Here is a 25,295-nt window from a genome sequence, read left to right as displayed (position 1 = left end):
CAGTCCGGGTCGAAACGCGAGGCCTCGCCCAGCGTGAAGCAGGGCAGCACCTCGTCCAGACGCTGGGCCAGCCGGGCCACGATCTCTTCGTTGAAGCCCCACAAATCCTCGACCGAGCCGCCACCGCGCGCGACGATCAGAAGGTCGGGACGCGGCAGCGCACCGCCGGGCGTCAGACGGTTGAACCCTTCGATGGCGCGGGCGACCTCGGGGGCGCAGGCGGCGCCCTGCACCGCCACCGGCCAGATCAGCACCTTGCGCGGGAACCGTTCGCGCAGCCGGTGCAGGATGTCGCGGATCACCGCCCCGGAGGGCGAGGTGACAACGCCGATGATCCCCGGCAGGTATGGCAGCGGCCGCTTGCGCGCCGCATCGAACAGCCCTTCGGCGGCCAGCTGCTTCTTGCGCTTTTCCAGCAGCGCCATCAGCGCGCCCTGACCGGCAACCTGCACCTCGTCGACATTGAGGTTGTATTTCGACTGCGCCCCGAAGGCGGTCAGCCGGCCGGTGACCACCACCTCCAGCCCCTCTTCGGGCACCACCGACAGGCCAGAGACCTGGCCCTTCCAGGTGGTGCAGGCCAGAACGTTGCGGTCATCCTTGACGTCGTAATAGAGATGGCCCGACCGCGCCTTGAAGACGCGGCCGACCTCGCCGCGCACGCGGATACGGCCGAATTCGTCCTCAAGGGCGCGTTTCACCGCGCCGGAAATCTCGGACACGGTATATTCGGGCGTGTTCTGTCCCGGCGCGGGATCGTCGATAAGGTCGGACATGGCCGCATCATTGCCCGATCCGCGCCGGGAGGAAAAGATCAGGCGGCGCGTTTGTGGTGCCGGCCTTCATCGATTTCTTCGATCAGCTTGTCGCAGAAGGCCGGCAGATCGCCGGGATCGCGGCTGGTCACCAGGCCCTGGTCGGTCACAACTTCGCTGTCCTCCCATTGGCCGCCGGCATTTTCCACATCGGTGCGAATCGACTTGTACGAGGTCATCCGCCGGCCTTTCGCAACGCCGGCCTCCACCAGCAGCCACGGCGCGTGGCAGATCGCGCCAAGCGGCTTGCCGGCTTCCCAGATGGAGTGGATGAAGTTCACGGCGTCGCGGTTCACCCGCAACAGGTCGGGGTTGATCTGGCCGCCAGGCAGGACCAGTGCGTCATACGCCTCGGGCGCAGCATCGGAAAGCACCCGGTCGACCGGCACTGCGCGGCCCCAGTCATCCTTGTCCCAGCCCTTGATCTCGCCCGCCTCGGGGGCGATCACCTCCACCTCGGCTCCGGCTTCGCGGAGCGCCTTCAGCGGCTGCTCCAGTTCGGACTGTTCGAATCCGTGGGTGGCGAGAATGGCAATTTTGCGTCCGTTCAGACGGGACATGGCGGGTCTCCTTTCACTTGAAACATGGAACGTGTCTGCGCCGAACCAACCGGCGCGGCGCCGCAAAGTTCCACCTGCGGGCCTGCGCCTTGCCTCGACGGCGGATGCACCCTATTGAGGCGGCGGTTTTCGGCAAGGGATCGGCGATGAACATTCTCATTCTGGGCAGCGGCGGGCGTGAACATGCGCTGGCCTGGGCGGTGATGCAGAACCCGAAATGCGACAAGCTGATCGTGGCGCCGGGCAATGCCGGCATCGCCCGGATCGCCGAATGCGCCAGCCTGGACATCCTGGACGGCGCTGCGGTGGTCGGCTTTGCCGAGGACAATTCCATCGATTTCGTGATTGTCGGCCCCGAGGCACCGTTGGCCGCCGGGGTCGCCGATGACCTGCGCGCGGCCGGCTTCCGGGTGTTCGGGCCCTCGGCGGCGGCGGCGCGGCTGGAAGCCTCGAAAAGCTTTACCAAGGAAATCTGCGATGCCGCCGGCGCCCCGACCGCGGCCTATGGCCATTTCACCGACGCCGCGGCCGCCAAGGCCCATGTGCGGGCGCAGGGCGCGCCCATCGTGGTCAAGGCCGACGGGCTGGCCGCCGGCAAAGGCGTGATCGTCGCGATGACCGAGGCCGAGGCGCTGGCGGCGATCGACGACATGTTCGGCGGCGAATTCGGCAGCGCCGGCGCCGAGGTGGTGATCGAGGAATTCATGGAGGGCGAGGAAGCCTCGTTCTTCGTGCTGTGCGACGGCGAGAACGTGTTGCCCATCGGCACCGCGCAGGACCACAAGCGCATCGGCGAGGGCGATACCGGCCCCAATACCGGTGGCATGGGCGCCTATTCCCCCGCCCCGGTGCTGACCGACGCGGTGGCGCAGATGGCGCTGGACCAGATCGTCAAGCCGACCATGGCCGAGATGGCGCGTCGCGGCACGCCGTATCAGGGCGTGCTGTATGTCGGGTTGATGATCAAGGACGGTGCGCCGCGGCTGGTGGAATACAACGTCCGCTTCGGCGATCCGGAATGCCAGGTGCTGATGATGCGCCTGGGCGCGCAGGCGATGGACCTGATGCAGGCCGCCGCCGATGGCCGCCTGGCCGATGCGCAGGTGCAGTGGGCCGACGACCACGCGATGACCGTGGTGATGGCGGCCAAGGGCTATCCCGGCAGCTATGCCAAGGGCGAAGCGATCGGCGGGCTGGATGGCCTGCCCGAAACCAGCCACGAAATGTGCTTTCACGCCGGCACCAGCCGCGCCGAGGGCAAGTTTCTGTCGGCGGGCGGCCGTGTTCTGAACCTCACCGCACGGGGCACCACATTGGCCGAAGCGCGCGACCGGGCCTATGCCATGGCCGATGCCATCGATTGGCCCGGCGGTGTGTTCCGCCGCGATATCGGCTGGCGCGCGCTGTAAAATTCACCGGGAACTCTCAGCGCATTCAGGGCGTTATGCGGCAGACACGCATTTATGAGAGGACCGTGATCATGACACTGAGCCGTATTGCACTGCTGTTTGCCCTTCTGGGCGGTCTGGCCGCCTGTGAAGCCACCGAAGGCCTGGGCCGCGACGTCCAGACCCTGGGTCAGAACATCGAGGATGAAGCGGAACAAGCGGATTGACAACTTCGCTACCTGGGCACCAATTTGTTGAAGAGTACAGCAGATTTCGCGGATCAAACCGCAGGCAAACCAACATATAGTTGAAAATTTGCCGAATCTGCGCTAGGGTTAGGGTACAGGTGCACAGACGCGGATTTGCATCAGCTGACGCACATGGCGGGACTCGCCTAGCAGAAAGCAGGCGGGTCCCGCTTTGCGTTTGTGAAGAGATGCCCCGGCGCACCAGGCCAAGGCCCAACTGACTTTCCGGTAAAATATTAAGGCTGGAATCAGGAAAGGGCGGCAGGTGCTCAGACGCGGTCTTCGCAGCATGTCTCTCGACACATCCTGACGCCCTCCTGAACCGATGCGCACAATAGCGCATCCGCTCATAACGGCCGGTTTTGCAACCTGCCGCCCGCTCCGGCCCGTCAGGGACATTGGCCACAAGCTCCTCGAGCGTCCACGTGGCCCATCTGTCCCAATCCGCCGCGACCTGTACGGACCCGAGGATCCACCCGTCCACTGCGGCTCGTTACCTTTGCGTCCGCTCCGGCTCGGGTGAACCGGTGCGGTAAGAAAACTGTTACAAAGCATGCTGAGTCGCGCAAGAAAAATCCGGGGAAACGCTCAAAATCCTGTGGAGTAAATTGTTGTTATGTTTAGGAAAAATCTGTGGGCAGGTGGGAATTTCGCAGCCTTTGGCAGGGCTTAGCATAACATCGGCCCGATCCACGCTTCGCCCCCGCTCCGACCCGCGCAGGGAGCTCGGAACAGACCGGCCCGTCGCCGTGCAAATCTACGATCAATCCCGCCCCAGCAGCTTCAGCAGACCCTTCTTGGCCTCGTCTTCCAGCTTGTCCTTCAGCACCTCTTCGGGGTCGCGGGGATCGTCCGGTGCCAGGTTCAGCTGGTCCGAGAGTTTCTGCCGCAACGCCTCTTTCGCCTGCTGCTTCAGCCCGTCGCGGTCCACCCCCGCCGCCGCGTCCAGCGCCGCGTCAAGATCGGGGCGGAGGCGCGGATTGGCCCAGGGTCCGGTGATGCGGATCGGAATCGCCAGCCCGGCACCGCCGCGCGCGCGCAGCGCGACGGGGGTAAGGGTATAGTCGATGTCGCGTGCCCCCAGGCCGATGCGCCCGGTGCCATCGGCGCGGTAGTTCGGCAGGGTCATCGCAAGGTCATCATTCCGCAGGGTGCCAGACTGGATGGTGAAGCTGGCGGACAGGCTGTCAAAAACGGTGGTGCCGCCACTGCCGGTGCCGGTGGACATCAGATCATCGAGGTCGAGGCCCGAGATCACCCCGCGTTCGATGGCCAGCGATCCATGCCCCGACAAGGATTGCATGATCGCCGCCTGGCTGGCGCCGCTGCCCAGAAATTCGACCTGCGCGGTGGTTCGGCCCGACAGGCGATCATATCCCGCCAGCGCGCCCAGCGCCCGCGATGCCTCGATTCCCTCGGCCAGCAGCCGCCCGCCCACCGACAGGCCGCTGCGGTTGTTGGCCACCACGTCGCCGGTCAGCACGCCGCCGAACCCTTCAACCCGCACCAGTTGCAGCACCGCGCGCGACTGGTCGACCGTAAGTGCCAGATGCGACTTGCCCAGTTCGGCCAGCGGGGTGCGGAGGCTGTCGGCGGTCAGACTGATGGCGGCGTCGATCAGTCCCAACGCGCTGGCATCGATCGGCGCGGTCGACCAGCCCTCGGGCGCGTCAGCGGCTGCGGCGGAGGGCCGCCCGGTTTCATCCGTGGCTGCCGCGCTGAAATCCAGCACCCCGCCCGCCAGCTGCGCGGTCACGCGCGGTTTACCCGCCAGGTCCATATCGACCGCCCCCGCCAGGCGGTTCTCGTCCAGCGCCATGTCGAGGTTGCGCAGCGCCAGCTGTCCTTCGGGCGCATAGGTCAGGTCCGCCTTGATCTCGGCCGCCCGGCCGGCGCCTTGCGGCAACTGCACCGGCCCCAGCCCGACGGCCGCCAGCATCTGCGCGCTGTCACTCGCCCTGAGGTTCAACCGGCCGCTGACGCTGGCGCCGATGCCGGCGCGGCCGATGAATTCCACCGATCCGCCCGGCGCGATGATATCGGCGGTCACCGGGACCGCCCCGCCATCCAGGAAAGCGGCGAAATCGGCCACTTGCGCGGCAATGCCGATCCGTTCGCCGGCGGGGGCCAGCGACAGGCGGATATCGGCGATTCCGTTCGGCTCGGGCCAGTCCAGCATCAGGTCGATCTGCTCCAGCGTGACCGGCGCCGCCCCGGCCTGCCGGTAGATCAGCCGCGCATCCTGCAGCCGCAGCCGTTCCAGAGTGACCTGGCGCGAGTCGGCATCGGGCGCGGCCTCTGCTGCGCCTGCCGCACCGGGTTCGGCCGAGGTGAATTCCCAGTTCACCCGGCCATCCGCGGCGCGCTCCAGCTGCAGCACCGGCTGCTCCGCCACCACCCGGGTGATCCGGATATCGCCGCGCAGCAGCGCCGCCGCCGAGACGCCGACGGCCAGGTGTTCTGCGGTCAGCATCGGCCCGGCGTCGGCCCAGTCGGCATTGGACAGCGTCACCGGCCCGGTCTCGATGCCCAGAACCGGCCAGAAGCTAAGCCGCACCTCGCCGCCAAAATCCACCGCGCGGCCGGTCTGGCTGCGAATCTGCTCGGCGGCGATCCGGGCAATGCGGTCCTGCGGCAGCAGGAACAGGCCCGCCGCCAGCAGCGCCAGCGCCACAACCAAGGCGCCTCCCAGTCTGAAGACCCATTGCATGGTCCTGCTCCGCCCGCCGACCCACCCCTCCTTAACCTGCCACCGCGCCTTCGCAAAGCCTTTGCACAAGCGCGCGCCCGGCCCTATAGGGGCGGTCATGAGCACCAACCCGCCCGACCTGCGGCCGGACCTCGCCCCCCGCGCCCGCCTCTCAGACCCCGCCCGCCCCGGCCAGCCGACAATCGGCATGGTGTCCCTGGGCTGTCCCAAGGCCCTGGTGGACAGCGAACGCATCCTCACCCGGCTGCGCGCCGAGGGCTATGGCATCTCGCCCGATTATGCCGGCGCCGGTGCGGTGATCGTCAACACCTGCGGTTTCCTCGACTCGGCCAAGGCGGAAAGCCTGGAAGCGATCGGCGAGGCGCTGGCGGAAAACGGCAAGGTGATTGTCACCGGCTGCCTGGGGGCCGAGCCCGACTATATCACCGGCGCCCATCCCAAGGTGCTGGCGGTAACCGGGCCGCATCAGTACGAACAGGTGCTCGATGCGGTGCATGGCGCCGTGCCCCCCGACCCCGACCCGTTTGTCGACCTGTTGCCGGCCTCGGGCGTGCGGCTGACCCCGCGCCATTACAGCTATTTGAAGATTTCCGAGGGCTGCAATCACAAGTGCCGCTTCTGCATCATCCCCGACATGCGCGGGCGGCTGGTATCGCGCCCCGGCCACGCGGTGCTGCGCGAGGCGGAAAAACTTGTGGATAGCGGGGTCCGCGAACTGCTGGTGATTTCACAGGATACAAGCGCTTACGGGTTGGACCGCAAGTATGACGTGAACCTGTGGAAAAACACCGAGCTGCGCAGTCATATCCTCGATCTCTCACGCGAGCTGGGCCGCCTGGGCGCCTGGGTGCGGCTGCATTACGTCTATCCCTATCCGCATGTGCGCGACCTGATCCCGCTGATGGCCGATCCGGAGAACGGGCTGCTGCCCTATCTCGACATTCCGTTCCAGCACGCCCATCCCGATGTGCTGAAACGCATGGCCCGCCCCGCTGCCGGTTCGAAAACGCTGGATGAAATCGCCGCCTGGCGCGCGGTCTGCCCCGAGATCACCCTGCGGTCGACCTTCATCGTCGGCTATCCGGGCGAGACCGAGGCCGAGTTCCAGACCCTGCTGGACTGGCTGCAAGAGGCGCAGCTGGACCGGGTGGGCTGTTTCAAATACGAAAACGTCGCCGGCGCCCGCTCGAACGCCCTACCCGATCATGTCCCCGAAGAGGTCAAGCAGGACCGCTGGGAACGGTTCATGGCAACCGCCCAGGCGATTTCCGAGGCCCGGCTGGCGGCCAAGGTGGGCCGCCGCCTGCAGGTCATCGTTGACGAGGTCGATGACGAGGCCGCCACCTGCCGCACCTGGGCCGACGCGCCCGAAATCGACGGCAACCTGTACATCGACGAAGGATTCGAAGCCCTGAAACCCGGCGATCTGCTGACGGTCGAGGTGGACGAGGCCGGGGAATACGATTTGTGGGGGCGGATCACCTAGGCCGGGATTCACCGCCGCCGGCCCTGCCCCCCGTTTGCCAGGATGGGGGAAAACCCGCTCCTACGCGCGCGAGCGCAACCATTCGCTGACCGCCGGGCGCACCGATTGTTCGCCACGGTCGCGGGCATCGTGAATGATGCTGCGCAATTCGGTCAGGTCGACCCGGCGCAGCAGGCTTTTCACCGGGCCAATCGAGGCCGGGCGCATCGACAGGCAACGGATGCCGATGGCGGCAAAACACAGCGCCTCGATCGGGCGGCCGGCATCCTCGCCGCAGAAGGACAATTCGGTGTTCGATTCCGCGCAGCGTTCGACGATCCGCTCGATCAGGCTGAGAAAGCTGACATTCAGCGTGTCATAGCGCCGGCGCACCCGTTCGTTTTCGCGGTCGGCGGCAAAGAAGAACTGCTTGAGATCGTTGCCACCGATCGACAGAAAGCCGACCTCGTCGAAGAATTTCTGCGGCGCAAAGGCCAGCGACGGCGTCTCCAGCATCGCGCCGACTTCCAGCGTTTCGGGCAGCACATGGCCCAGCCGGGTTTCCCGTTCCAGCGTCTTGTCCAGCTCGGCGCGGGCGGCGCGGTATTCCTCGAACTGCGCCACGAAGGGGAACATCACCGTCAGCGGCCGGCCGGCGGCGGCCCGGATCAGCGCCTGCAGCTGCATCCGCATTACGCCGGGCTTGTCCAGGCCCACCCGGATCGCCCGCCAGCCCAGCGCCGGGTTGGGCTCGTCATTGGGCTTCATATAGGGCAGCACCTTGTCCGAACCGATATCCAGGGTGCGGAACACCACGCGCTTGCCCTTGGCCGAATCCAGCACGTGCGAATACAGCGCGCTGAGTTCGGAGCGCTTCGGCATCTGGTTGCGGATCAGGAATTGCAGCTCGGTCCGGAACAGCCCCACCCCCTCGGCGCCCGACCCTTCCAGCGAGGGCAGATCGGCCATCAGCCCGGCATTCATGTGCAGGGCGACGGTGGTGCCGTCCAGCGTGGTGGCCGGCTTGTCGCGGATCGACACGAATTGTTCCTGCGCCTGCGCCATCATCGCGATCTTGTCGCGGAAGGCCGACACCACGGTGTCATCCGGGCGCAGATGCACCAGCCCCTGGTCACCGTCGACCATGATATGGTCGCCGTTCAGCGCCTCGGTGGTGATCCGTTCGGCATGTACCACCAGCGGAATCGCCAGGGCGCGGGCAACCACCGCGGCATGGCTGCCGACCGAGCCTTCCTCCAGCACGATGCCCTTCAGCGACCGGCCATATTCCAGCAGGTCGCCGGGCCCGATATTGCGGGCCACCAGGATCGGGTTCGGCGGCATCTCGGCGCCGGTGTCATTGCCCTGGCCGGTCAGGATGCGCAGCAGCCGGTTCGACAGGTCGTCAAGATCGGCCAGCCGTTCGCGCAGATAGGCATCCTGCGACTGCATCATGCGCGAGCGCGCCTGGCTCTGTTCCTTTTCCACCGCCGCCTCGGCCGACAGGCCGCGGGAAATGTCCTCTTCCATCCGGCGCATCCAGCTGCGCGAATTGGCGAACATCCGATAGGCTTCCAGCACCTGGCGCTCGTCCTTGTCGGTCGAACCTTCCAGCAGCCGGTCGACGCTGACCCGCAGCTGTTCGACCGCCTCGCTCAGGCGCTGCGATTCGCGCTGCGGATCGTCGGCCACCGGGTTGGCCACCACCACCCGCGGCTCGTGCAGCCAGACCTGGCCCTCGGCGGCGCCTTCCTGCGCGGTGGTGCCGCGCATCAATACCGGCTGCTTGTGGCGCGCCTTCAGCGCCGCGCCCTCGCCGACAAAGGCGCCCAGCTCGGTCATTTCGGCCAGCACCATCGCCACCACTTCCAGCGCATAGACCTCGTCAGCGGAAAACTGGCGGGCGTCGCGCGACTGCACCACCAGCACGCCCAGTGACTCGCCCAATCGCTGGATCGGCACCCCCATGAAGGACGAAAACCGTTCTTCGCCGGTTTCCGGCATATAGCGGAACCCCTTTTCGGACGGGGCGTCGGGGGTGTTCACCACCTCGCCCGACCGGGCGACGCGGCCGACCAGCCCTTCGCCCAGGCGCATCCGGGTCTGGTGCACGGATTCGGGTTTGAGCCCCTCGGTCGCGCACAGCTCCAGCGTTTCCTCGTCGCGGAAAAGGTAGATCGAACAGACCTCGGTGCCCATGCTGTCGGCGATCAGATGGGTAATCTTGTCCAGCCGCGCCTGGCCGGCGACGTCGCTGGCCATCGTGTCGCGCAGCCGCCCCAGCAGTTTGCGGCTTTCGGTTTCCGTCGCCTCGGACATTCGGTGCCTGGATGCTCCCCGCAACCTCCGGGTGTGTTCCCGGCCCTTGCCTATAGAACATAACCTAAGGAGAAGACAAACGAGATTCCTCGCTGCATCGCCGCAGGAAACGGGCGGCCCCCGCCGATGCCGCACCCGGCCTCATTGGGGTGAATGGGCTTGCAAATGGCAAACAGCTGCGCGATGGAACACATCATGAACACCTATCCGCTCAATTTCGCCGGGACCGCGCTGCAGGCGCTGGGATCGGGCGCGCTGTGGTGGCCGGATCAGGCATTGCTCTGTGTCTCCGATCTGCATCTGGGCAAATCCGAGCGTTTGGCCCGGCGCGGCGGCAGCATCCTGCCACCCTACGAGACGCGCGACACGCTGACCCGGCTTGCCGCCGATCTCGACCGCACCGATGCGCGCGTGGTCATCTGCCTGGGCGACAGTTTCGACGATGCCGGCGCCGCGCTGGCCCTGGCCGAGGAAGACCGGCTGTGGATCGCCCGGCTGCAGGCCGGGCGGCGCTGGATCTGGGTCGAAGGCAACCACGATCCCGGGCCGATGGATATGGGCGGCACGCATCTGGCCGAGCTGTCGCTGCCGCCGCTGACCTTCCGCCATATCGCCCGCCCCGGCGCCAGCGGCGAAATCTCGGGCCACTACCACCCCAAAGCGCAGGTGCGCACGCGGGCGCGCACCATCTCGCGCCCCGCCTTCCTGGCCGATCGCTGCCGCATCATTCTGCCGGCCTATGGCACCTATACCGGCGGGCTGCGCAGCCGCGACTCGGTGCTGGCCGAGCTGATGCGGCCCGAGGCGGTCGCGGTGCTGACCGGCCCGACGCCGCAGGCGGTGCCGATGCCGCGATAGGCCCTTGTGCCGGTCCCGGCGATCGGCGCAACATCGCCGCGGTGTCACCGGGGAGGACCAAACGGCATGGACGAAGCCGCGCGCAGACGGATTCAGGCCAGTTTCGACGCGCAGAGCATGATGAAGACGCTGGGCGCCACGCTGATCGGGATCGAATCCGGGCTGGTGCGCATCGCCGCGCCGATCCTGCCCGGCTCGCGCCAGCAGCACGGCTATGGCCATGCCGGGCTTACCATCACCATCGGCGACAGCGCCGCAGGCTATGCCGCGCTGTCGACGCTGCCGCCGGAGAACGAGGTGCTGACCTCGGTGATCAAGGTCAATCTGCTGGCCCCGGCGCGGGGCGACCGGCTGGTCGCAACCGGCCGGGTGGTCAAATCCGGCCGACGGCTCTGCGTGGTCACGGCAGAGGTCCATGCTGAAACCGGCGCGGAGTCCATCCTGATCGCCCTCTTGCAGGGCACCATGGTACCGGTGCCGACGACCTAGGCGGTCAGCCCCTCGGGCTCGGGCAGGTTATTGGCCCGGCAGCAGGCGGTCAGCGTGTTGGCCAACAGGCAGGCGATGGTCATCGGCCCGACCCCGCCCGGCACCGGGGTGATTGCCCCGGCGACCTCGGCAGCGCTGGCGAAATCGACATCGCCCACCAGCCGGGTCTTGCCCTCGCCCTTTTCCGGCGCCGGGATCCGGTTGATGCCGACGTCGATCACCGTCGCGCCGGGTTTGATCCAGTCGCCCGGCACCATCTGCGCACGGCCCACCGCCGCCACCACGATATCGGCGCGGCGCACCACATCAGGCAGGTCGCGGGTGCGCGAATGCGCCACGGTCACGGTGCAGCTGTCGCCCAGCAGCAGCTGCGCCATCGGCTTGCCGACGATGTTCGAGCGGCCGATCACCACCGCCTCCAGCCCGCTGAGCGACCCATGGTGATCGCGCAGCATCATCAGACAGCCCAGCGGCGTGCAGGGCACCATACTTTTCTGCCCGGTCCCCAGCAGCCCGACATTGGAGATATGGAACCCGTCCACATCCTTGGCCGGGTCGATGGCATTGATCACCGCCGCCTCGTCCATGTGATCGGGCAGCGGCAGCTGCACCAGGATGCCATGGATGCTGGGATCGGCGTTCAGCGTGGCCACCAGCGCCAACAGATCGGCCTGGGAGGTGTCGGCATCCAGCTTGTGTTCGACCGATTTCATTCCCGCTTCGACAGTCTGCTTGCCCTTGTTGCGGACATAGACCTGGCTGGCCGGATCCTCGCCCACCAGCACCACCGCCAGGCCCGGGGTGATGCCGTGATCCGCCTGCAGCCGGGCGACCTGTTCGCCCACCTGGCCGCGAACCTTGGCGGCGAAGGCCTTGCCGTCGATCAGCTTTGTCATCACGCACTGGCCTCCTGTTCACGGCCCAGCACCGCCTCTTCGCGATGGATCGACCATTCCACCAGATCGCGCCACAGCGCCGCGCTCAATTCCGGATCCAGCCCCGCCGCCTCGGCATTGCGCCGGGCATTGGCGACCACCTCCTCGACCCGTGCGGTGATGCGCGCCGGCAGCCCCGCCGCGGTCTTCAGCTGGACGGCGCGGTCGATCAGCCGGGCGCGATGCGCCAGCAGCGTCACCAGGTCCCGGTCGGTTGCGTCGATTTCGCCGCGCAGCGCGGTCATGTCATCCAAAGTGGCAGGGTCGCGCATCGGATCCTCCAGTTGCGTTTTGCCGGTCTCTTGCCCGCGACCCGCCGGATGTTCAATGTCGCGGGCGGAAAAATCCCGAACGGGGGGTCAAAATGTCCCGCCGGCGGCGCTGTGGTGGATCAGAACAGCCCTTCGATCTGGCCTTCGGCATTCAGCCGGATCGACTCGGCCGAGGGCACGCGCGGCAGGCCCGGCATGGTCATGATCTCGCCGCAGATCACCACGACAAAGCCCGCGCCCGCCGACAGCCGCACTTCGCGCACCGGCACCGAATGGCCGGTGGGGGCGCCGCGCAGGTTCGGATCGGTCGAGAAGGAATATTGCGTCTTGGCCATGCAGACCGGCAGATTGCCATAGCCCTGCTGTTCCCACTGGTGCAACTGGTCGCGGATCGACTTGTTGGCCAGCACCTCGTCAGCGCGATAGATGCGTTTGGCGATGCGTTCGATCTTGTCGAACAGCGGCATGTCGTCCCGGTACAGCGGGGCGAATTGCGCCATGCCGCTTTCGGCGATCTCGACCACCTTGCGGGCCAGATCCTCGGTGCCGGCGCCGCCTTTGGCCCAGTGCTCGCACAAGACCGCATCGGCCCCCTCGCCTTTGACGAAACTCTTCACTGCCGCAATCTCGGCCTCGGTATCGCTGACGAAATGGTTGATCGCCACCACCACCGGCACGCCGAACTGTTTCAAGTTGGCGATATGGCGGCCCAGATTGGCGCAGCCCTTCTGAACCGCGGCGACGTTCTCGGTGCCCAGCGCGTCCTTGGCGACGCCGCCATTCATCTTGACCGCCCGCACCGTCGCCACCAGCACCACCGCATCCGGGGCCAGGCCGGCCTTGCGGCACTTGATGTTCATGAATTTCTCGGCGCCCAGATCGGCACCGAACCCGGCCTCGGTCACGACGTAGTCGGCCAGCTTCAGCGCCGTGGAAGTGGCGATCACCGAGTTGCAGCCATGGGCGATATTGGCAAACGGGCCGCCATGCACGAAGGCAGGCGTATTTTCCAGCGTCTGCACCAGGTTGGGCTGCATCGCATCCTTCAGCAGCACGGTCATCGCGCCATCGGCCTTGATGTCGCGGCAATACACCGGGGTGCGGTCGCGCCGATAGGCAACGATCATGTCCCCCAGCCGCCGCTGTAGATCGGCCAGATCGGTGGCCAGGCAGAGGATCGCCATCACCTCGGAGGCGACGGTGATGTCAAAGCCGCCCTCGCGCGGAAAGCCGTTGCTCACCCCGCCCAGCGAACAGGTGATCTGCCGCAACGCGCGGTCGTTCATGTCGACCACCCGGCGCCAGACAACCCGACGGGTGTCGATCTCCAGCTCGTTGCCCCAGTAGATATGATTGTCGATCATCGCCGCCAGCAGGCTGTGGGCGCTGGTGATCGCGTGGAAATCGCCGGTGAAGTGAAGGTTCATATCCTCCATCGGCACGATCTGGGCATATCCACCGCCGGCCGCGCCGCCCTTCATCCCGAAATTGGGCCCCAGCGAGGCTTCGCGGATGCAGATACAGGCCTTCTGGCCGATCCGGGTCAGCCCGTCGCCCAGGCCCACCGTTGTTGTCGTCTTGCCCTCGCCCGCCGGCGTCGGGTTGATCGCGGTCACCAGGATCAGCTTGCCGTTTTTGCGGTCCTGCACCGAGTCGATGAAAGACTGGCTGACCTTGGCCTTGTCATGGCCATAGGGCAGCAGCTCGGCCGCGGGAATGCCCAGCTTGGCGCCGATCTCCTGGATCGGTTTCTTGGTCGCCTCGCGGGCAATCTCGATATCGGTTTTAAGACTCATCCTGTTGGCTCTCTCCGATTGCGGCGGCGGTTTGCGCCCCCTGTCTCTGTCTTATCCTCCCGGCATTCCCCGAACGGCGCGGATTCCGACGTTTTTCCGGCGCGACACGGCGCTGTCGGATCGCCCGTGGATGGACCGGTGCCCTTGGTGGCGCTAGGGCGCCCAGGCGCGCTGATCGGGGATGAACAGCTTCAGCCGATCGCCCAGCGCCAGCACGCCGGGGCGTTCGACCCAGGCGGTGACACCGCGGCGATCCTGCGCTGCCGCCTTGAAGGCGGCGCCATGGCCCGGCGCTGCGGCTTCGATTTCGCGCCCCGGCAACACGCAGGGCCGGTTCTCCAGATCCACGGTGATGGTCAGGCCCGACGGCGCCTGCAGCCGCGAGGATGGCGGCACATGGCTGAGATCCGGGATGCCGCTGAGGACAATCGAGGCGCCCAGCAATCCGGGGTCGAGTTCATCCAGCCCGATGGTTTCGGCGATCCCGGCAATGTCTTCGGCCGCCAGCACCGTCAGCTGCCGCACGTTGCGGATTTCGGTGCCCTTGGGATACAGATGCGCCACCCGCGAACAGGAGGCCCGCGTGACCCCTTCGTGCCGCGCACCGGCATCGCCGGCAAAGCCAAGCTCCAGCTGCGTGACCGCTTCGGCGCGCAGGCTGTCGCGCGCCGCGGGAACATGGCCCAGCCAGGTGACCTCGCCAGAATATTCGGTTTCGATCGTCGTCGGCATCGGCTTGTTCCTCGCTCGCGGGCGGCGACAGTCAGCCTCAGCCGGACTCAGATGTCCAGCGTGAAAAACAGCCGCCGGAACGGGAACAGGACCGATCCGTCCGAAGCGCGCGGATAGGCACTGTCCATCGCCGCATCGTAAAGCGCGCAAAGCTCTGCCCGCTCTGATGCGTTCAGCGCGTCGAGCACCGGCCGTGCGAAGGTGGCCGAGGTAAAGGCGCGCACCGGGTGCATGTCCGGCGCCGGAGGCAGGGTCTGGTAATATTCGGTTTCCCATAGCGACAGCTGCCCCAACGGCGACAGCAGGTGGTAATAGTCGGGCGCGGACAGGATGCCGGGGCTGTTGTCCGGATCATGCCGGTTCGGGAAATGCTGCTGGACCAGGTCAATCCACAGCCGATGCGACGGCGCCCGGTTCTGATGCGGCATCTGCACCGCCAAGGTGCCGCCGGGGGCGAGCAGACCGGCAAGGCGCGGCAGCAGCCGGTGGTGATCGCCCAACCAGTGCAGAGCGGCATTGGAAAAGATCAGCGCCGGCGGTGTGTCCGGCGCCCACTCCGCCATGTCCCGCGGCTCCAGCCGGTCATAGGCGCCGCTGTCGCGCGCCTTGGCCAGCATCGCGGCGGATGTGTCGATGCCGATCAGCGTCCGCTCGGCAAAGCGCGTGCGCAGAACCGGCCCCACCGCGCCATTGCCGCAGCCCAGGTCGACGATATCGCCCGCAGGGAGCGGCCGGACATGCATCAGCAGATCCAGCGCCGGTTGCAGCCTGAGATCGGCAAACCGGGCATAGGCATCGGGGTTCCACTCGGATCGGGTCATGCCGGGCCTCCTGCGGTGAGACTATGGCAGACCCGTAGTGCATACAACGGTATGCTGTTCGAGCGGGCAAAATCCGTCGACCGAATTTCCCCGGCCCCGGTAGTGCCGCCCTGCCCTAGCCATCAGGCAAAGAGATGATGCCGCCCCCCACCGCCGCGCGCACGCCGGTGGTGCCGGGGCACGAGGTTGGCAGCCCGCGCGCGATCCGCACCGCCAGATGGGCAAAGGCCTGCGCCTCCAGCATGTCGCCATCCAGCCCCGCCGCCTCGACCGGCTCCACCGGACAGTCCAGGCCGGCGCGCAGCATCTGCATCAGCACCGGGTTCTTGCGCCCGCCGCCGGTGACCAGAACCTGCGCGGGTGGCGCCGGGCAATGCTCCATCGCCTGCACCACGCCGGCCGCGCACAACCCGGTCAGCGTCGCCGCCGCATCGGCATCGGACAATTCGCACACCAGCCCGATCATTTCCGAGAAATCGTTCCGGTCCAGTGACTTGGGCGGCATTCTTGCAAAAAACGGCTCGGCCAGGAACAGCTCCAGCGCGCCTTCCTCGACCTTGCCCTGCGCCGCCAGCGCACCGCCTTCGTCCATCTCCTGCCCCAGCCGCGCCTGCAACAGGTCATTCACCGGCGCATTGGCCGGACCGGTGTCGAAGGCCAGCAGCGCGCCGGGCTGTTCCGGCCGGGCAAAGGCCGGGTCGACATAGGTCAGGTTGGCCACCCCGCCGAGGTTGAGGAAACACAGCGGTTCCGCGGCGCCGATCCAGTGGGCACAGGCAAAATGGAAGAACGGCGCCAGCGGCGCGCCCTCGCCGCCCATCGCCACATCGTCACTGCGGAAATCCCAGACCACCGGCCGCCCCAGCGCCTGCGCCAGCGCCGCGCCATCGCCCACCTGCAGCGTGCCGCGCCCGCGCGGTTCATGCGCCAGGGTCTGGCCGTGAAAGCCGACGATATCGACCCCGTCGAAGCCGGCCAGAATCTCGGCATGGGCGGCATCGACCACCGCCGCCGCCGCCTCGACCGCCGCGCCCTGCCATTGCCCCAGCCCCGCGCGCAGCGCCTGGCGTTCCGCCGCCGTATAGGCACGATAGCCGCTGGTGCCAAATCCCTCGATCCGGTGCCCGTCGGTGCGCAGCACCGCGGCATCGACACCATCCAGCGAGGTGCCGCTCATCGCCCCCAATGCGGTGACCACACCGCTCTGCCCAATGGCCTTTTTCATGGCCTTTTCCTTTGCCCCTGCCGCGCCTATACAGTCACCCTGAATTTCAGCCCGAGGCAAGCCATGACCTACCACCCGAAATCGGATTTCATCGCGATCATGATGGAACGCGGCTTTCTGGCCGACTGCACCGATTACCAGGGCCTCGACGAGGCGCTGCTGGTGCCGGGCCAGCCGGCCTATATCGGTTATGACGCCACGGCGGCCTCGCTGCATGTGGGCCACCTGCTGAACATCATGATGCTGCGCTGGTTCCAGAAATGCGGCCACAAGCCTCTGACGCTGATGGGCGGCGGCACCACCAAGGTGGGCGACCCGTCCTTCCGCTCGGAAGAGCGGCCATTGCTCAGCCCGCAGCAGATCGATGACAATATCGCCCAGATCAAGCAGGTCTTCGCCAAATACCTGACCTATGGCGACGGGCCCAGCGATGCGCTGATGCTGAACAACTCCGAATGGCTGGATTCGCTGAACTACCTCGACTTCCTGCGCGATATCGGCCGGCATTTCTCGATCAACCGGATGTTGTCCTTCGAGTCGGTCAAAAGCCGGCTGGACCGCGAACAGTCGCTGTCCTTCCTCGAATTCAACTACATGATCCTGCAGGCCTATGACTTCCTGGAACTGAACCGCCGCTATGGCTGCATCCTGCAGATGGGCGGGTCGGACCAGTGGGGCAATATCGTCAACGGCATCGACCTGACCCGGCGGGTGCTGGACCACGAGATTTTCGGCCTGACCTCGCCGCTGCTGGCCACGTCGGACGGGCGCAAGATGGGCAAAAGCCAGGGCGGCGCGATCTGGTTGAATGCCGATATGCTGTCGCCCTACGCGTTCTGGCAGTTCTGGCGCAACACCACCGATGCCGATGTCGGCCGGTTCCTGAAGCTCTATACCGAGATGCCGATTGCAGAATGCGACCGCCTGGGCGCGCTGGCAGGGTCCGAGATCAACGATGCCAAGATCGTCCTGGCCAATGCGGTGACCACGCTGTGCCACGGCGCCGAGGCGGCGGCGGCGGCCGAGGCCACCGCGCGCGAGGTGTTCGAGAAAGGCGGGATCGGCGACGACCTGCCCACGCTCGACCTGTCGGCGGACGAAATCGGTGCCGGCATCTCGATCGTGCAGCTGATCGTGCGCTCGGGGCTGGCCAAGACCGGCAAGGAGGCCAAGCGCCTGATCGCCGAGAACGGCGCCCGTCTCGACGACGCGCCGCTGACCGATGCCGGCCTGATGCTGGATGCCGCCGCCCTGGCCTCGCCGGTCAAGCTGAGCGCCGGCAAGAAACGCCACGCGCTGGTGAAGCTGGCGGGATAAGCCGCAGGCCGCCGCGCCTGGCGGCGGCGGTTCAGCCCTCGGCCTTTTCCTCCAGCACCAGCCATTCCTCCTCGGCGGCGGACAGTTTCTGCTGCCGCTCGACCAGCGCGTCGGTGGCCTTCTGAAACTTCACCGGCTCGCGGGTATATAGCTCGGGGTCGGACATCAGCTGTTCCAGCTTGGCGATCTCGGCCTCCAGCCGCGCGATCTCGGCCGGCAGCGCATCCAGCCGGTGCCGCTCGGTAAAGGACAGGCCCTTGGCCGCCGCCGCCTCGGGCCGGGGTTTCGCCTTGGCCGGTTTCGGCTTGTCCACGGCGATTTCCGCCGCCCGCTCGCCCCGCTGGGCAATCATGTCGCTCCAGCCGCCGGCATAGACCACGGCGCGGCCTTCGCCCTCCATCACCACCGTGGCGGTGGCAACCCGGTCGAGGAAATCGCGGTCATGGCTGACCAGCAGCACGGTGCCGTCGTAATCGTCCAGCACCTCTTGCAGCAGGTCCAGGGTTTCGACATCCAGATCGTTGGTCGGTTCGTCCAGCACCAGCAGGTTGCTTTGCCGCGCCATCAGCCGGGCCAGCAGCAGCCGCGCCTTCTCGCCGCCCGACAGCGCCCGCACCGGCGCCCGCGCCTGGGCCTCGTCGAACAGGAAATCCTTGAGATAGCCGACCACGTGGCGCGGCGCGCCGCGCACCATGACCTGATCGGCCCGGCCCGACACCCGCATGTCCGAGTCGCCGGTCAGCGATTCCCACAGGCTCATCTCGGGGTCGAGCTGGGCGCGCGCCTGGTCGAACACCGCGACCTCAAGATTGGTGCCCTGTTTGACGGTCCCGCTGTCCGGCGCGATTTCGCCCAGAAACAGTTTCAGCAGCGTCGTCTTGCCCGCGCCGTTCGGCCCGACCAGGGCCACCCGGTCGCCGCGCTGCACCGTCAGTGACAAGTTGCGGACGATTTCGGTGTCGCCGAAACGTTTCGACAACCCCTCGACCTCGATCACCTTCTTACCCGATTGCGGCCCTGACTCGAGCGCCAGATCGGCGCGGCCCTGGCGCCGGATCTGCGCCGCCCGCTCGGCGCGCAGCGCCTGCAGCGCCCGCACCCGGCCCTGGTTGCGCTTGCGCCGGGCGCTGATGCCCTCGACGGCCCAGCGCGCTTCGGATTTGATCAGCCGGTTCAACTTGTGGCGCTGGGTGTCCTCTTCCTCCCAGACCGCGTCGCGCCAGGCCTCGAAATGTTCAAATCCCTTCTCCTGTCGCCGTACACTTCCCCTGTCTATCCAGAGTGTTGCACGCGAAAGTTCACGCAAAAAGGCGCGGTCGTGCGAGATCATCACAAAGGCCGCTCGCGTCGATTTCAGCTCGGATTCCAGCCAGGAGATCGCCTCGATATCCAGGTGGTTGGTCGGCTCGTCCAGCAGCATCAGCGCCGGTTCCTGCGCCATCAGCGCTGCCAGCGCCGCGCGGCGCCGTTCGCCGCCCGAGGCGGTGGCCACCGGGCGCGCGGGGTCGAATTTCAGACCTTCGCCGGCGCGCTCGACCTTGTAAAGCTCCCCCGGTTCCAGCCCCTGCGCCGCGAAATCGCCCAGCGTGGCACAGCCGGACATATCCGGGTCCTGCTCCATATAGCCGACGGACTGGCCCGGCGTCACGATGACCGAACCGGAATCGGCTTCGACCAGCCCCGCCATCACCTTCATCAGCGTCGACTTGCCCGAACCGTTGCGCCCCACCAGCGCCAGCCGGTCGCCCGGCTGCACCACGAGACTGAGATCGGAAAACAGCGGTTCGCCCCCGTAACCGAGGGAGATACCGGAAAGCTGGAGAAGCGGAGCGCGTGCCATTCCCGCCAGCTAATCCCGCCGGGGCAGCGCGTCAACGCCCCAACTTCTTCTCTGTTCAAATACGCGAATTCAGCCGGCCACCGCCCTCAGCAGCCGTTTGCGCGCCGGGGGAATCGCCCCGATTTCCAGCCCGGTGAACACGTGCAGCGTGTTCATCTGCCGGTCGACCACCGCATGGTCGCTGACCCAGCCGCCCATCATCAGATAGGTGCGCAGCAGCGGCGGCATTCGCAGCATCGCCTTCCTGGCATCCGGCTTGCGCCTGAGCCGCGCGGCATAGCGGAACACATCGGGCGCCTTGACCCGCGGCAGCCAGCACTTGGGCGCCAGATGGCGCGCCTTCAGCATGGCAAAGGCGTCCAGGTAATGGTCGGTCTCGGTGCCGGCAAAGCTGGAACAGCCGAACAGCATGTCGATCTGGTTGGCATCGACAAAGGCGGTCATCGCCCCCCAGGCCACGCGCAGGATATCCGGGTCCTTCCAGTCGGGATGGATGCAGAACCGGCCCATCTCGACCATGCGGCCCTGATAGTCCTGCAGCGCCGACAGTTCGTAGAACTGCGCCGAATAGCTGCGGCCGATCTCGGCGCCGCCCTCCATCACCAGCATCCGAAAGCAGCAGACCAGCGTGCCGGATTTCTGTTCATGCACCAGGACATGGGCGCAGATGTCGTCGAAAGCATCGACATCCGGTGTGGCGGTGGCGAAGGCCAGGCCACGCAGAGCCTGGGCCTGGGCCACCTCTTCCGGCGTCTGCGCCACGCGCGCGGCGTAGCGCCCTTTGCTCAGGCGGGGCATCTTGCGCAGCATGGGCGGCCTCCACGAACGACACCTGGAAGGTAGTTTCGTGCCCGCTTACACACAAGATGTGACAGAGCCGTGACCCGGCCCGCGCCTTACTGGTCGTTCAACAGAGTTCCCGGCCCGATCCGGCCCAGATTGCCCAGAAGCTGGCGGATGAAGGTCTTGTCGGCCTCGCCATTGTCGGTGACGCGGCGCTGCAGCTCGATCACCCGGCCGTCTTCCAGCCCAAAGCGTTCGATACCGCGCACCCGGCCGGCGGGATCGAAATTGATCGCCACCAATTCGCGTGCCACCGGTTTCGGCTCGGTGGCGCCGTAATGGCGGATCCGGGTGGAGATATAGTAATAACCGCTGTCGTTCAGCACCCCGGACGCGCCGGGGATGCCCACCGTTTCGGCCACGGATTCGCGGGTATCGACGCCGATCTGGATCGCCGCGAGGTCTTCATCGTTGGGCACATAGCCGTGGTCGCGATAGATCGAGACACAGGCGGAACAGGTCAGCGCCAGGGCGCCACCCAGCAGCGCGCGGCGCAGTTTAGCGCGCCGGGAGGAAAACACTCGCATTCTTGCCCTCTTGCCATGGCAGTGAACGGCTTTTATCCCGATTACCGGCTCACCGCCACCGGTTCAAGGAACGAAAGCGCCGAAATGACCGACAGCACCAACTTCCGGGTCGCCGACCTGGACCCGCACCACCCCACCCCGTTCGACCTGCGCCCTGGCGAGGATATCCGCACCGCGCTGGCGGCGGAACTTGGCCTGTTGGGACTGCGCAAGCTGTCCTTCACCGGCACCATCGCCGCGCAGGGGCGGCGCGACTGGGTGCTGAGCGGCAAGCTGGGCGCCACCGTTGTGCAGCCCTGCGTGGTGACGCTGGAGCCGGTGACGACTCGGATCGATACCGAGGTGATGCGTACCTATGTCGCCGGACTGGCCGAGCCCGAGGCGCTTGAGGTGGAAATGCCCGAGGACGACTCGGTCGAGCGGCTGGGCGCCACCATCGACCCGGCCAGCGTGATGGCCGAGGAACTGGCGCTGGCGCTGCCGCCCTACCCGCGCAAGGACGGCGTGGAACTGGGCGAGTCTGTGTTTGCCGAACCGGGCACCAAGCCGATGACCGATGACGATGCCAAACCCTTCGCCGGCCTGTCTGGCCTGCGCGACACACTTAAGAAACAAAGCTGACAGGGCCTTGGACCGGCGCTTGAAGCCGCTGCGAAAAACCGCTTGCATGTAAGAGGATTCGCAGTATTTTCGCGCGCTCACCGGATTTTTGGTTGGACAATGCTGGGGCCTCGCCCTAAACGCACGTCACGCCGTACTGGAAGCAGACGCAAACGCAAACTTACGTCGCAGGGAAGGCCCTGGGACTTAGATCAGGTAAAGGTTGAGACATGGCCGTCCAACAGAACAAAGTATCGAAATCGCGCCGCAACAACCGCCGCGCGCATGACGCGCTGGTGGCGGCAAACCCCAACGAGTGCCCGAATTGTGGCGAGCTGAAGCGCCCGCATCACGTGTGCGCTGCCTGCGGCCATTACGACGACAAGGAAATCGTCGCACAGGCCGACGAGGTCGATCTGGACGAAGACGCGGCGTGATCGGGGCTTGGCGGGGCAAATGAATGTCGTCCCAGCCTGACCCGACCGGGAAAGACACCAAACCTATCGTGATCTCCGTCGACGCCATGGGCGGCGATTCGGGTGCCCATGCCGTGATTGCCGGCATGTCCGAGTCGGCGCGCAAGAATCCGGAGATCGCGTTTATCCTGCATGGCCCCCGGGACGAGCTGGAACCGCTGGTCAACCGCCGCCGCGGATTGGCCGAGCGCGTCACCTTCGCGGATGCCCGCGAAGTCGTCACCATGGAGGACAAGCCCAGCCACGTGGTGCGCCACGGCGCCGGCACCTCGATGTGGTCGGCGATCGACTCCGTGCGCAATGGCGATGCCCAGGCCGCAGTCTCTTGCGGCAACACCGGCGCGCTGATGGCGCTGTCGATGATCCGCCTGCGCCGCCTGCCCGGCGTCAACCGCCCCGCCATCGCCATCCTGTGGCCCTCGCGGAATCCGCAGGGGTTCAACGTGATGCTGGACGTGGGCGCCGATGTGCGCGCCGATGCCCGCGACCTGCTGCAATTTGCGCTGATGGGCGCCTCTTATACCCGCAACAGCATGGGCCTGGCCCGCCCCCGCATCGGCCTGCTGAATGTCGGCACCGAAGAGCACAAGGGCCGGCCCGAACTGAAAGAAGCTCATGGCCTGATGACCCGCTTTGCCCAGGCCGGCAACTTTGACTTTGTCGGCTTCGTCGAAGGCAGCGACCTGCCCGGCGACGTTGCCGACGTCATCGTCACCGACGGTTTTACCGGCAATGTGGCGATCAAGACCGGCGAAGGCACGGCCAATCTGATTGGCGACCTGCTGCGCGAAGCGTTCAAATTCTCGCCCCTGTCTCGGCTGGCCTCGATCCTGGCGATCACCTCGCTGCGCCGCCTTAAAAAGCGGATCGATCCGCGCCGTGTGAATGGCGGCGTGTTCCTGGGGCTGAACGGCACCATCGTGAAATCGCATGGCAGCGCCGATGCCACCGGCGTATCGGCCGCGATCAAGCTGGCCTTCCAGTTGGCGAGATCGGGCTTTGCCGAAAAACTGGCCGCGCGGGTTGCATCCGCTGCGGACCTTACCCAAGATGCATTAGAACCGGCCCAAAAGCCGGAAGCGAAGACTGAAGGACGGGCATGACTAGGCGATCGGTTGTCACCGGGGTTGGACACTACCTTCCCGAGCGTGTCGTTCCCAATTCGGAATTCGAAGCCACGCTTGACACCACGGATGAATGGATCCGGACACGCTCGGGCATCGAGCGGCGCCACTTTGCCGCCGAAGGCGAAACCACCTCGGACCTGGCCAGCCATGCGGCACGCGCAGCGCTGGAAGATGCCGGCGTGGCCGTGGACGAGATCGACACCATCATCGTCGCCACCTCGACCGCCGACCTCACCTTTCCCTCGGCTGCCACGATGGTGCAGGCGGCGCTGGGCATGACCCGTGGCTTTGCCTTTGACGTGCAGGCGGTCTGCGCCGGCTTTGTCTATGCGCTGGCCAATGCCAATGCGATGATCGTCTCGGGCCAGGCCGAGCGCATCCTGGTGATCGGGGCGGAAACCTTCAGCCGCATCATGGACTGGACCGACCGGTCGACCTGCGTGCTGTTCGGCGACGGTGCCGGCGCGCTGGTACTGGAAGCGCGGGACGGTGACGGCACTTCCGCGGACCGGGGCATCCTCTCGGTCGACCTGCATTCCGACGGGCGGTTCAAGGACCTGCTGTATGTCGATGGCGGCGTCTCGACCCAGTCGACCGGCTATCTGCGGATGCAGGGCAACCAGGTGTTCCGCCACGCGGTCGAGAAACTGGCCGACAGCGCCGAGGCGGCGCTGGCCAAAGCCGGCATCGCCAGCGACGAGGTCGACTGGATCGTGCCGCATCAGGCAAATATCCGAATCATCAAAGGCACCGCCCGCAAAATGGGGCTGAGCATGGACAAGGTCGTGGTCACCGTCGAGGATCACGGCAACACCTCGGCCGCCTCGATTCCGCTGGCGCTGTCGGTGGGCAAGCAGCGCGGCCAGATCAAGCAGGGCGACCTGATCGTCACCGAGGCGATCGGCGGTGGCCTGGCCTGGGGCGCCGTCGTCCTGCGCTGGTAGGCTGGTTCCGGGCACGGCACCGGCATTAAACTGTAATTCCAAGTCATTGCAATCACGGGATGTTGACAGCGAAAATCGCCAACCCCTATTCTCTTCCCAGGCCAAGCGGGGATTGAGAGATGAGCGAAAAGACTTTGACACGGATGGATCTGAGCGAAGCCGTCTTTCGCGAGGTCGGGCTGTCGCGCAATGAAAGTGCGCAGCTGGTCGAAAGCATGCTCGAACATATGTCCGACGCGTTGGTGCGCGGCGAGCAGGTCAAGATCTCATCCTTCGGCACTTTCAGCGTGCGGGAAAAATCGGCCCGGATCGGGCGCAACCCCAAGACCGGGGAAGAGGTTCCTATTCAACCCCGCCGTGTCCTGACTTTCCGCCCGTCGCATCTGATGAAAGACCGGGTCGCCGACGGCAACAAAAAGTAAGGCGCTCCCTTGGCTGTCAGCAAATCGCCCGACGCCTTCCGCACGATCAGCGAGGTCGCGGATTGGCTGGAGGTGCAGGCCCATGTCCTGCGCTTCTGGGAAAGCAAGTTCACCCAGGTCAAACCGGTCAAGCGCGCAGGTGGGCGGCGCTATTACCGCCCCGCTGACATGATGCTGCTGGGCGGCATCAAGCAACTGCTTCACGAAGATGGGATGACCATCAAGGGCGTCCAGAAAATGCTGCGCGAAAAGGGTGTTGCGCATGTTTCTTCATTCTCCCGCCCGCTCGATTCGGATCTGATCGACGCAGAGGAGGACGCAAGTCCGGACAGCGCGGTTGTCGAATTCCGCAGCCACGCCGCCGAGGCGGAGGATGAGGCGGTGGAAGACGCCGAAATCGTCCCGGAGACCGCGCCCGAGCCTGCGGTTGCCGATACGGTGCCAGCCGCCCCCGCGCCTGAGGAAGAACCGGCACTGGCCGCCCAGCGGGAGGACATCCCCGACAGCCCCCGCCTGCCCGCCTTCCTGCACCGCGAGCCGCCGCCGGCGGCCGCCCCCGAGCCCCC

The 25,295-nt window shown here is 66.4% G+C and carries 25 protein-coding genes; 12 read left to right on the top strand and 13 right to left on the bottom strand.

Features of this window, described 5'->3' with window-relative positions; translation table 11 throughout:
* Window positions 1-776: exodeoxyribonuclease VII large subunit (gene xseA, locus CVM52_RS13210; protein WP_240620956.1), on the bottom strand; the 776-nt coding region annotated here is incomplete at its 3' end.
* Between the two features lie 38 nt (window positions 777-814).
* On the bottom strand, window positions 815-1,375 hold the full coding sequence (locus CVM52_RS13205; protein ID WP_100162961.1) for a type 1 glutamine amidotransferase domain-containing protein: 561 nt from the start codon (window positions 1,373-1,375) through the stop codon (window positions 815-817).
* Window positions 1,376-1,521: 146 nt separating this feature from the next.
* On the opposite strand from CVM52_RS13205, the gene purD reads away from it, so the two are divergent.
* Complete coding sequence (gene purD / locus CVM52_RS13200) at window positions 1,522-2,784, top strand: phosphoribosylamine--glycine ligase (RefSeq protein ID WP_100162966.1); 1,263 nt, start codon at window positions 1,522-1,524, stop codon at window positions 2,782-2,784.
* A 71-nt stretch (window positions 2,785-2,855) separates the two neighbouring features.
* Window positions 2,856-2,990 carry an entericidin A/B family lipoprotein gene (locus CVM52_RS13195; RefSeq protein WP_100162965.1) on the top strand — a complete coding sequence of 45 codons (135 nt, stop codon included), beginning with the start codon at window positions 2,856-2,858 and terminating at the stop codon, window positions 2,988-2,990.
* A gap of 784 nt (window positions 2,991-3,774) precedes the next feature.
* On the opposite strand, the gene CVM52_RS13190 is transcribed toward CVM52_RS13195, so the two are convergent.
* Window positions 3,775-5,721: an AsmA family protein gene (locus CVM52_RS13190; RefSeq protein WP_100162960.1), complete on the bottom strand. Its 1,947-nt coding sequence runs from the start codon at window positions 5,719-5,721 to the stop codon at window positions 3,775-3,777.
* A 97-nt stretch (window positions 5,722-5,818) separates the two neighbouring features.
* Here CVM52_RS13190 and rimO point away from each other — a divergent pair, with 97 nt between their 5' ends.
* On the top strand, window positions 5,819-7,207 hold the full coding sequence (gene rimO / locus CVM52_RS13185; RefSeq protein WP_100162959.1) for a 30S ribosomal protein S12 methylthiotransferase RimO: 1,389 nt from the start codon (window positions 5,819-5,821) through the stop codon (window positions 7,205-7,207).
* A gap of 60 nt (window positions 7,208-7,267) precedes the next feature.
* Here the strand turns inward: rimO and ptsP are convergent, their stop codons facing one another.
* On the bottom strand, window positions 7,268-9,505 hold the full coding sequence (ptsP, locus tag CVM52_RS13180) for a phosphoenolpyruvate--protein phosphotransferase (RefSeq protein WP_100162958.1): 2,238 nt from the start codon (window positions 9,503-9,505) through the stop codon (window positions 7,268-7,270).
* 195 nt (window positions 9,506-9,700) lie between these two features.
* Between ptsP and pdeM the strand changes: the two genes are divergently transcribed.
* Complete coding sequence (gene pdeM / locus CVM52_RS13175) at window positions 9,701-10,363, top strand: ligase-associated DNA damage response endonuclease PdeM (RefSeq protein ID WP_100162964.1); 663 nt, start codon at window positions 9,701-9,703, stop codon at window positions 10,361-10,363.
* A 66-nt stretch (window positions 10,364-10,429) separates the two neighbouring features.
* Window positions 10,430-10,852, top strand: coding sequence for a PaaI family thioesterase (locus CVM52_RS13170; protein ID WP_100162957.1), 423 nt, complete (start codon window positions 10,430-10,432; stop codon window positions 10,850-10,852).
* On the opposite strand, the gene folD is transcribed toward CVM52_RS13170, so the two are convergent.
* The 6 genes from folD to CVM52_RS13140 all read right to left on the bottom strand — a co-directional run bounded on the left by folD (window position 10,849) and on the right by CVM52_RS13140 (window position 16,633).
* Window positions 10,849-11,751 carry a bifunctional methylenetetrahydrofolate dehydrogenase/methenyltetrahydrofolate cyclohydrolase FolD gene (folD, locus tag CVM52_RS13165; RefSeq protein WP_100162956.1) on the bottom strand — a complete coding sequence of 301 codons (903 nt, stop codon included), beginning with the start codon at window positions 11,749-11,751 and terminating at the stop codon, window positions 10,849-10,851. The genes CVM52_RS13170 and folD overlap by 4 nt on opposite strands.
* Complete coding sequence (locus CVM52_RS13160) at window positions 11,748-12,059, bottom strand: chorismate mutase (protein WP_100162955.1); 312 nt, start codon at window positions 12,057-12,059, stop codon at window positions 11,748-11,750. The genes folD and CVM52_RS13160 overlap by 4 nt, the downstream gene beginning before the upstream one ends.
* A gap of 119 nt (window positions 12,060-12,178) precedes the next feature.
* Window positions 12,179-13,855, bottom strand: coding sequence for a formate--tetrahydrofolate ligase (locus tag CVM52_RS13155; protein WP_100162954.1), 1,677 nt, complete (start codon window positions 13,853-13,855; stop codon window positions 12,179-12,181).
* A gap of 153 nt (window positions 13,856-14,008) precedes the next feature.
* Window positions 14,009-14,587, bottom strand: coding sequence for an MOSC domain-containing protein (locus CVM52_RS13150; RefSeq protein ID WP_100162953.1), 579 nt, complete (start codon window positions 14,585-14,587; stop codon window positions 14,009-14,011).
* A gap of 47 nt (window positions 14,588-14,634) precedes the next feature.
* The gene (locus tag CVM52_RS13145) at window positions 14,635-15,408 is read right to left on the bottom strand and encodes a methyltransferase domain-containing protein (RefSeq protein WP_100162952.1); all 774 of its coding nucleotides are present in this window, start codon (window positions 15,406-15,408) and stop codon (window positions 14,635-14,637) included.
* Window positions 15,409-15,523: 115 nt separating this feature from the next.
* A complete protein-coding gene (locus CVM52_RS13140; protein WP_100162951.1) occupies window positions 15,524-16,633 on the bottom strand; it encodes an anhydro-N-acetylmuramic acid kinase in 1,110 nt (369 codons plus the stop codon).
* Between the two features lie 63 nt (window positions 16,634-16,696).
* Between CVM52_RS13140 and tyrS the strand changes: the two genes are divergently transcribed.
* The gene (gene tyrS, locus CVM52_RS13135) at window positions 16,697-17,950 is read left to right on the top strand and encodes a tyrosine--tRNA ligase (RefSeq protein ID WP_100162950.1); all 1,254 of its coding nucleotides are present in this window, start codon (window positions 16,697-16,699) and stop codon (window positions 17,948-17,950) included.
* A 31-nt stretch (window positions 17,951-17,981) separates the two neighbouring features.
* Here the strand turns inward: tyrS and CVM52_RS13130 are convergent, their stop codons facing one another.
* From CVM52_RS13130 to CVM52_RS13120, 3 genes are all read right to left on the bottom strand, one after another.
* A complete protein-coding gene (locus tag CVM52_RS13130; protein WP_100162949.1) occupies window positions 17,982-19,790 on the bottom strand; it encodes an ABC-F family ATP-binding cassette domain-containing protein in 1,809 nt (602 codons plus the stop codon).
* Between the two features lie 69 nt (window positions 19,791-19,859).
* A complete protein-coding gene (locus CVM52_RS13125; protein ID WP_240620955.1) occupies window positions 19,860-20,600 on the bottom strand; it encodes a GNAT family N-acetyltransferase in 741 nt (246 codons plus the stop codon).
* Between the two features lie 86 nt (window positions 20,601-20,686).
* Complete coding sequence (locus CVM52_RS13120) at window positions 20,687-21,160, bottom strand: outer membrane protein assembly factor BamE (protein WP_100162948.1); 474 nt, start codon at window positions 21,158-21,160, stop codon at window positions 20,687-20,689.
* A gap of 84 nt (window positions 21,161-21,244) precedes the next feature.
* Here CVM52_RS13120 and CVM52_RS13115 point away from each other — a divergent pair, with 84 nt between their 5' ends.
* The 6 genes from CVM52_RS13115 to CVM52_RS27720 form a co-directional block, all read left to right on the top strand.
* On the top strand, window positions 21,245-21,781 hold the full coding sequence (locus tag CVM52_RS13115) for a YceD family protein (RefSeq protein ID WP_100162962.1): 537 nt from the start codon (window positions 21,245-21,247) through the stop codon (window positions 21,779-21,781).
* 209 nt (window positions 21,782-21,990) lie between these two features.
* Window positions 21,991-22,197: a 50S ribosomal protein L32 gene (gene rpmF, locus CVM52_RS13110; RefSeq protein WP_100162947.1), complete on the top strand. Its 207-nt coding sequence runs from the start codon at window positions 21,991-21,993 to the stop codon at window positions 22,195-22,197.
* Window positions 22,198-22,220: 23 nt separating this feature from the next.
* The gene (gene plsX / locus CVM52_RS13105) at window positions 22,221-23,339 is read left to right on the top strand and encodes a phosphate acyltransferase PlsX (RefSeq protein WP_100162946.1); all 1,119 of its coding nucleotides are present in this window, start codon (window positions 22,221-22,223) and stop codon (window positions 23,337-23,339) included.
* Window positions 23,336-24,307 carry a beta-ketoacyl-ACP synthase III gene (locus CVM52_RS13100; RefSeq protein ID WP_100162945.1) on the top strand — a complete coding sequence of 324 codons (972 nt, stop codon included), beginning with the start codon at window positions 23,336-23,338 and terminating at the stop codon, window positions 24,305-24,307. Before plsX ends, CVM52_RS13100 begins: the two co-directional genes overlap by 4 nt.
* 119 nt (window positions 24,308-24,426) lie before the next feature.
* A complete protein-coding gene (ihfA, locus tag CVM52_RS13095; protein WP_100162944.1) occupies window positions 24,427-24,729 on the top strand; it encodes an integration host factor subunit alpha in 303 nt (100 codons plus the stop codon).
* A gap of 9 nt (window positions 24,730-24,738) precedes the next feature.
* The coding region (locus tag CVM52_RS27720) for a MerR family transcriptional regulator (protein WP_240620954.1) at window positions 24,739-25,295 on the top strand (557 nt) is incomplete at its 3' end.

The sequence above is a fragment of the Pseudooceanicola lipolyticus genome (genome assembly GCF_002786325.1).
Lineage (GTDB): Bacteria > Pseudomonadota > Alphaproteobacteria > Rhodobacterales > Rhodobacteraceae > Pseudooceanicola_C > Pseudooceanicola_C lipolyticus.
Note: the sequence above shows the minus strand (reverse complement) of the source record. Positions and strands in the feature narration are given on the sequence as shown.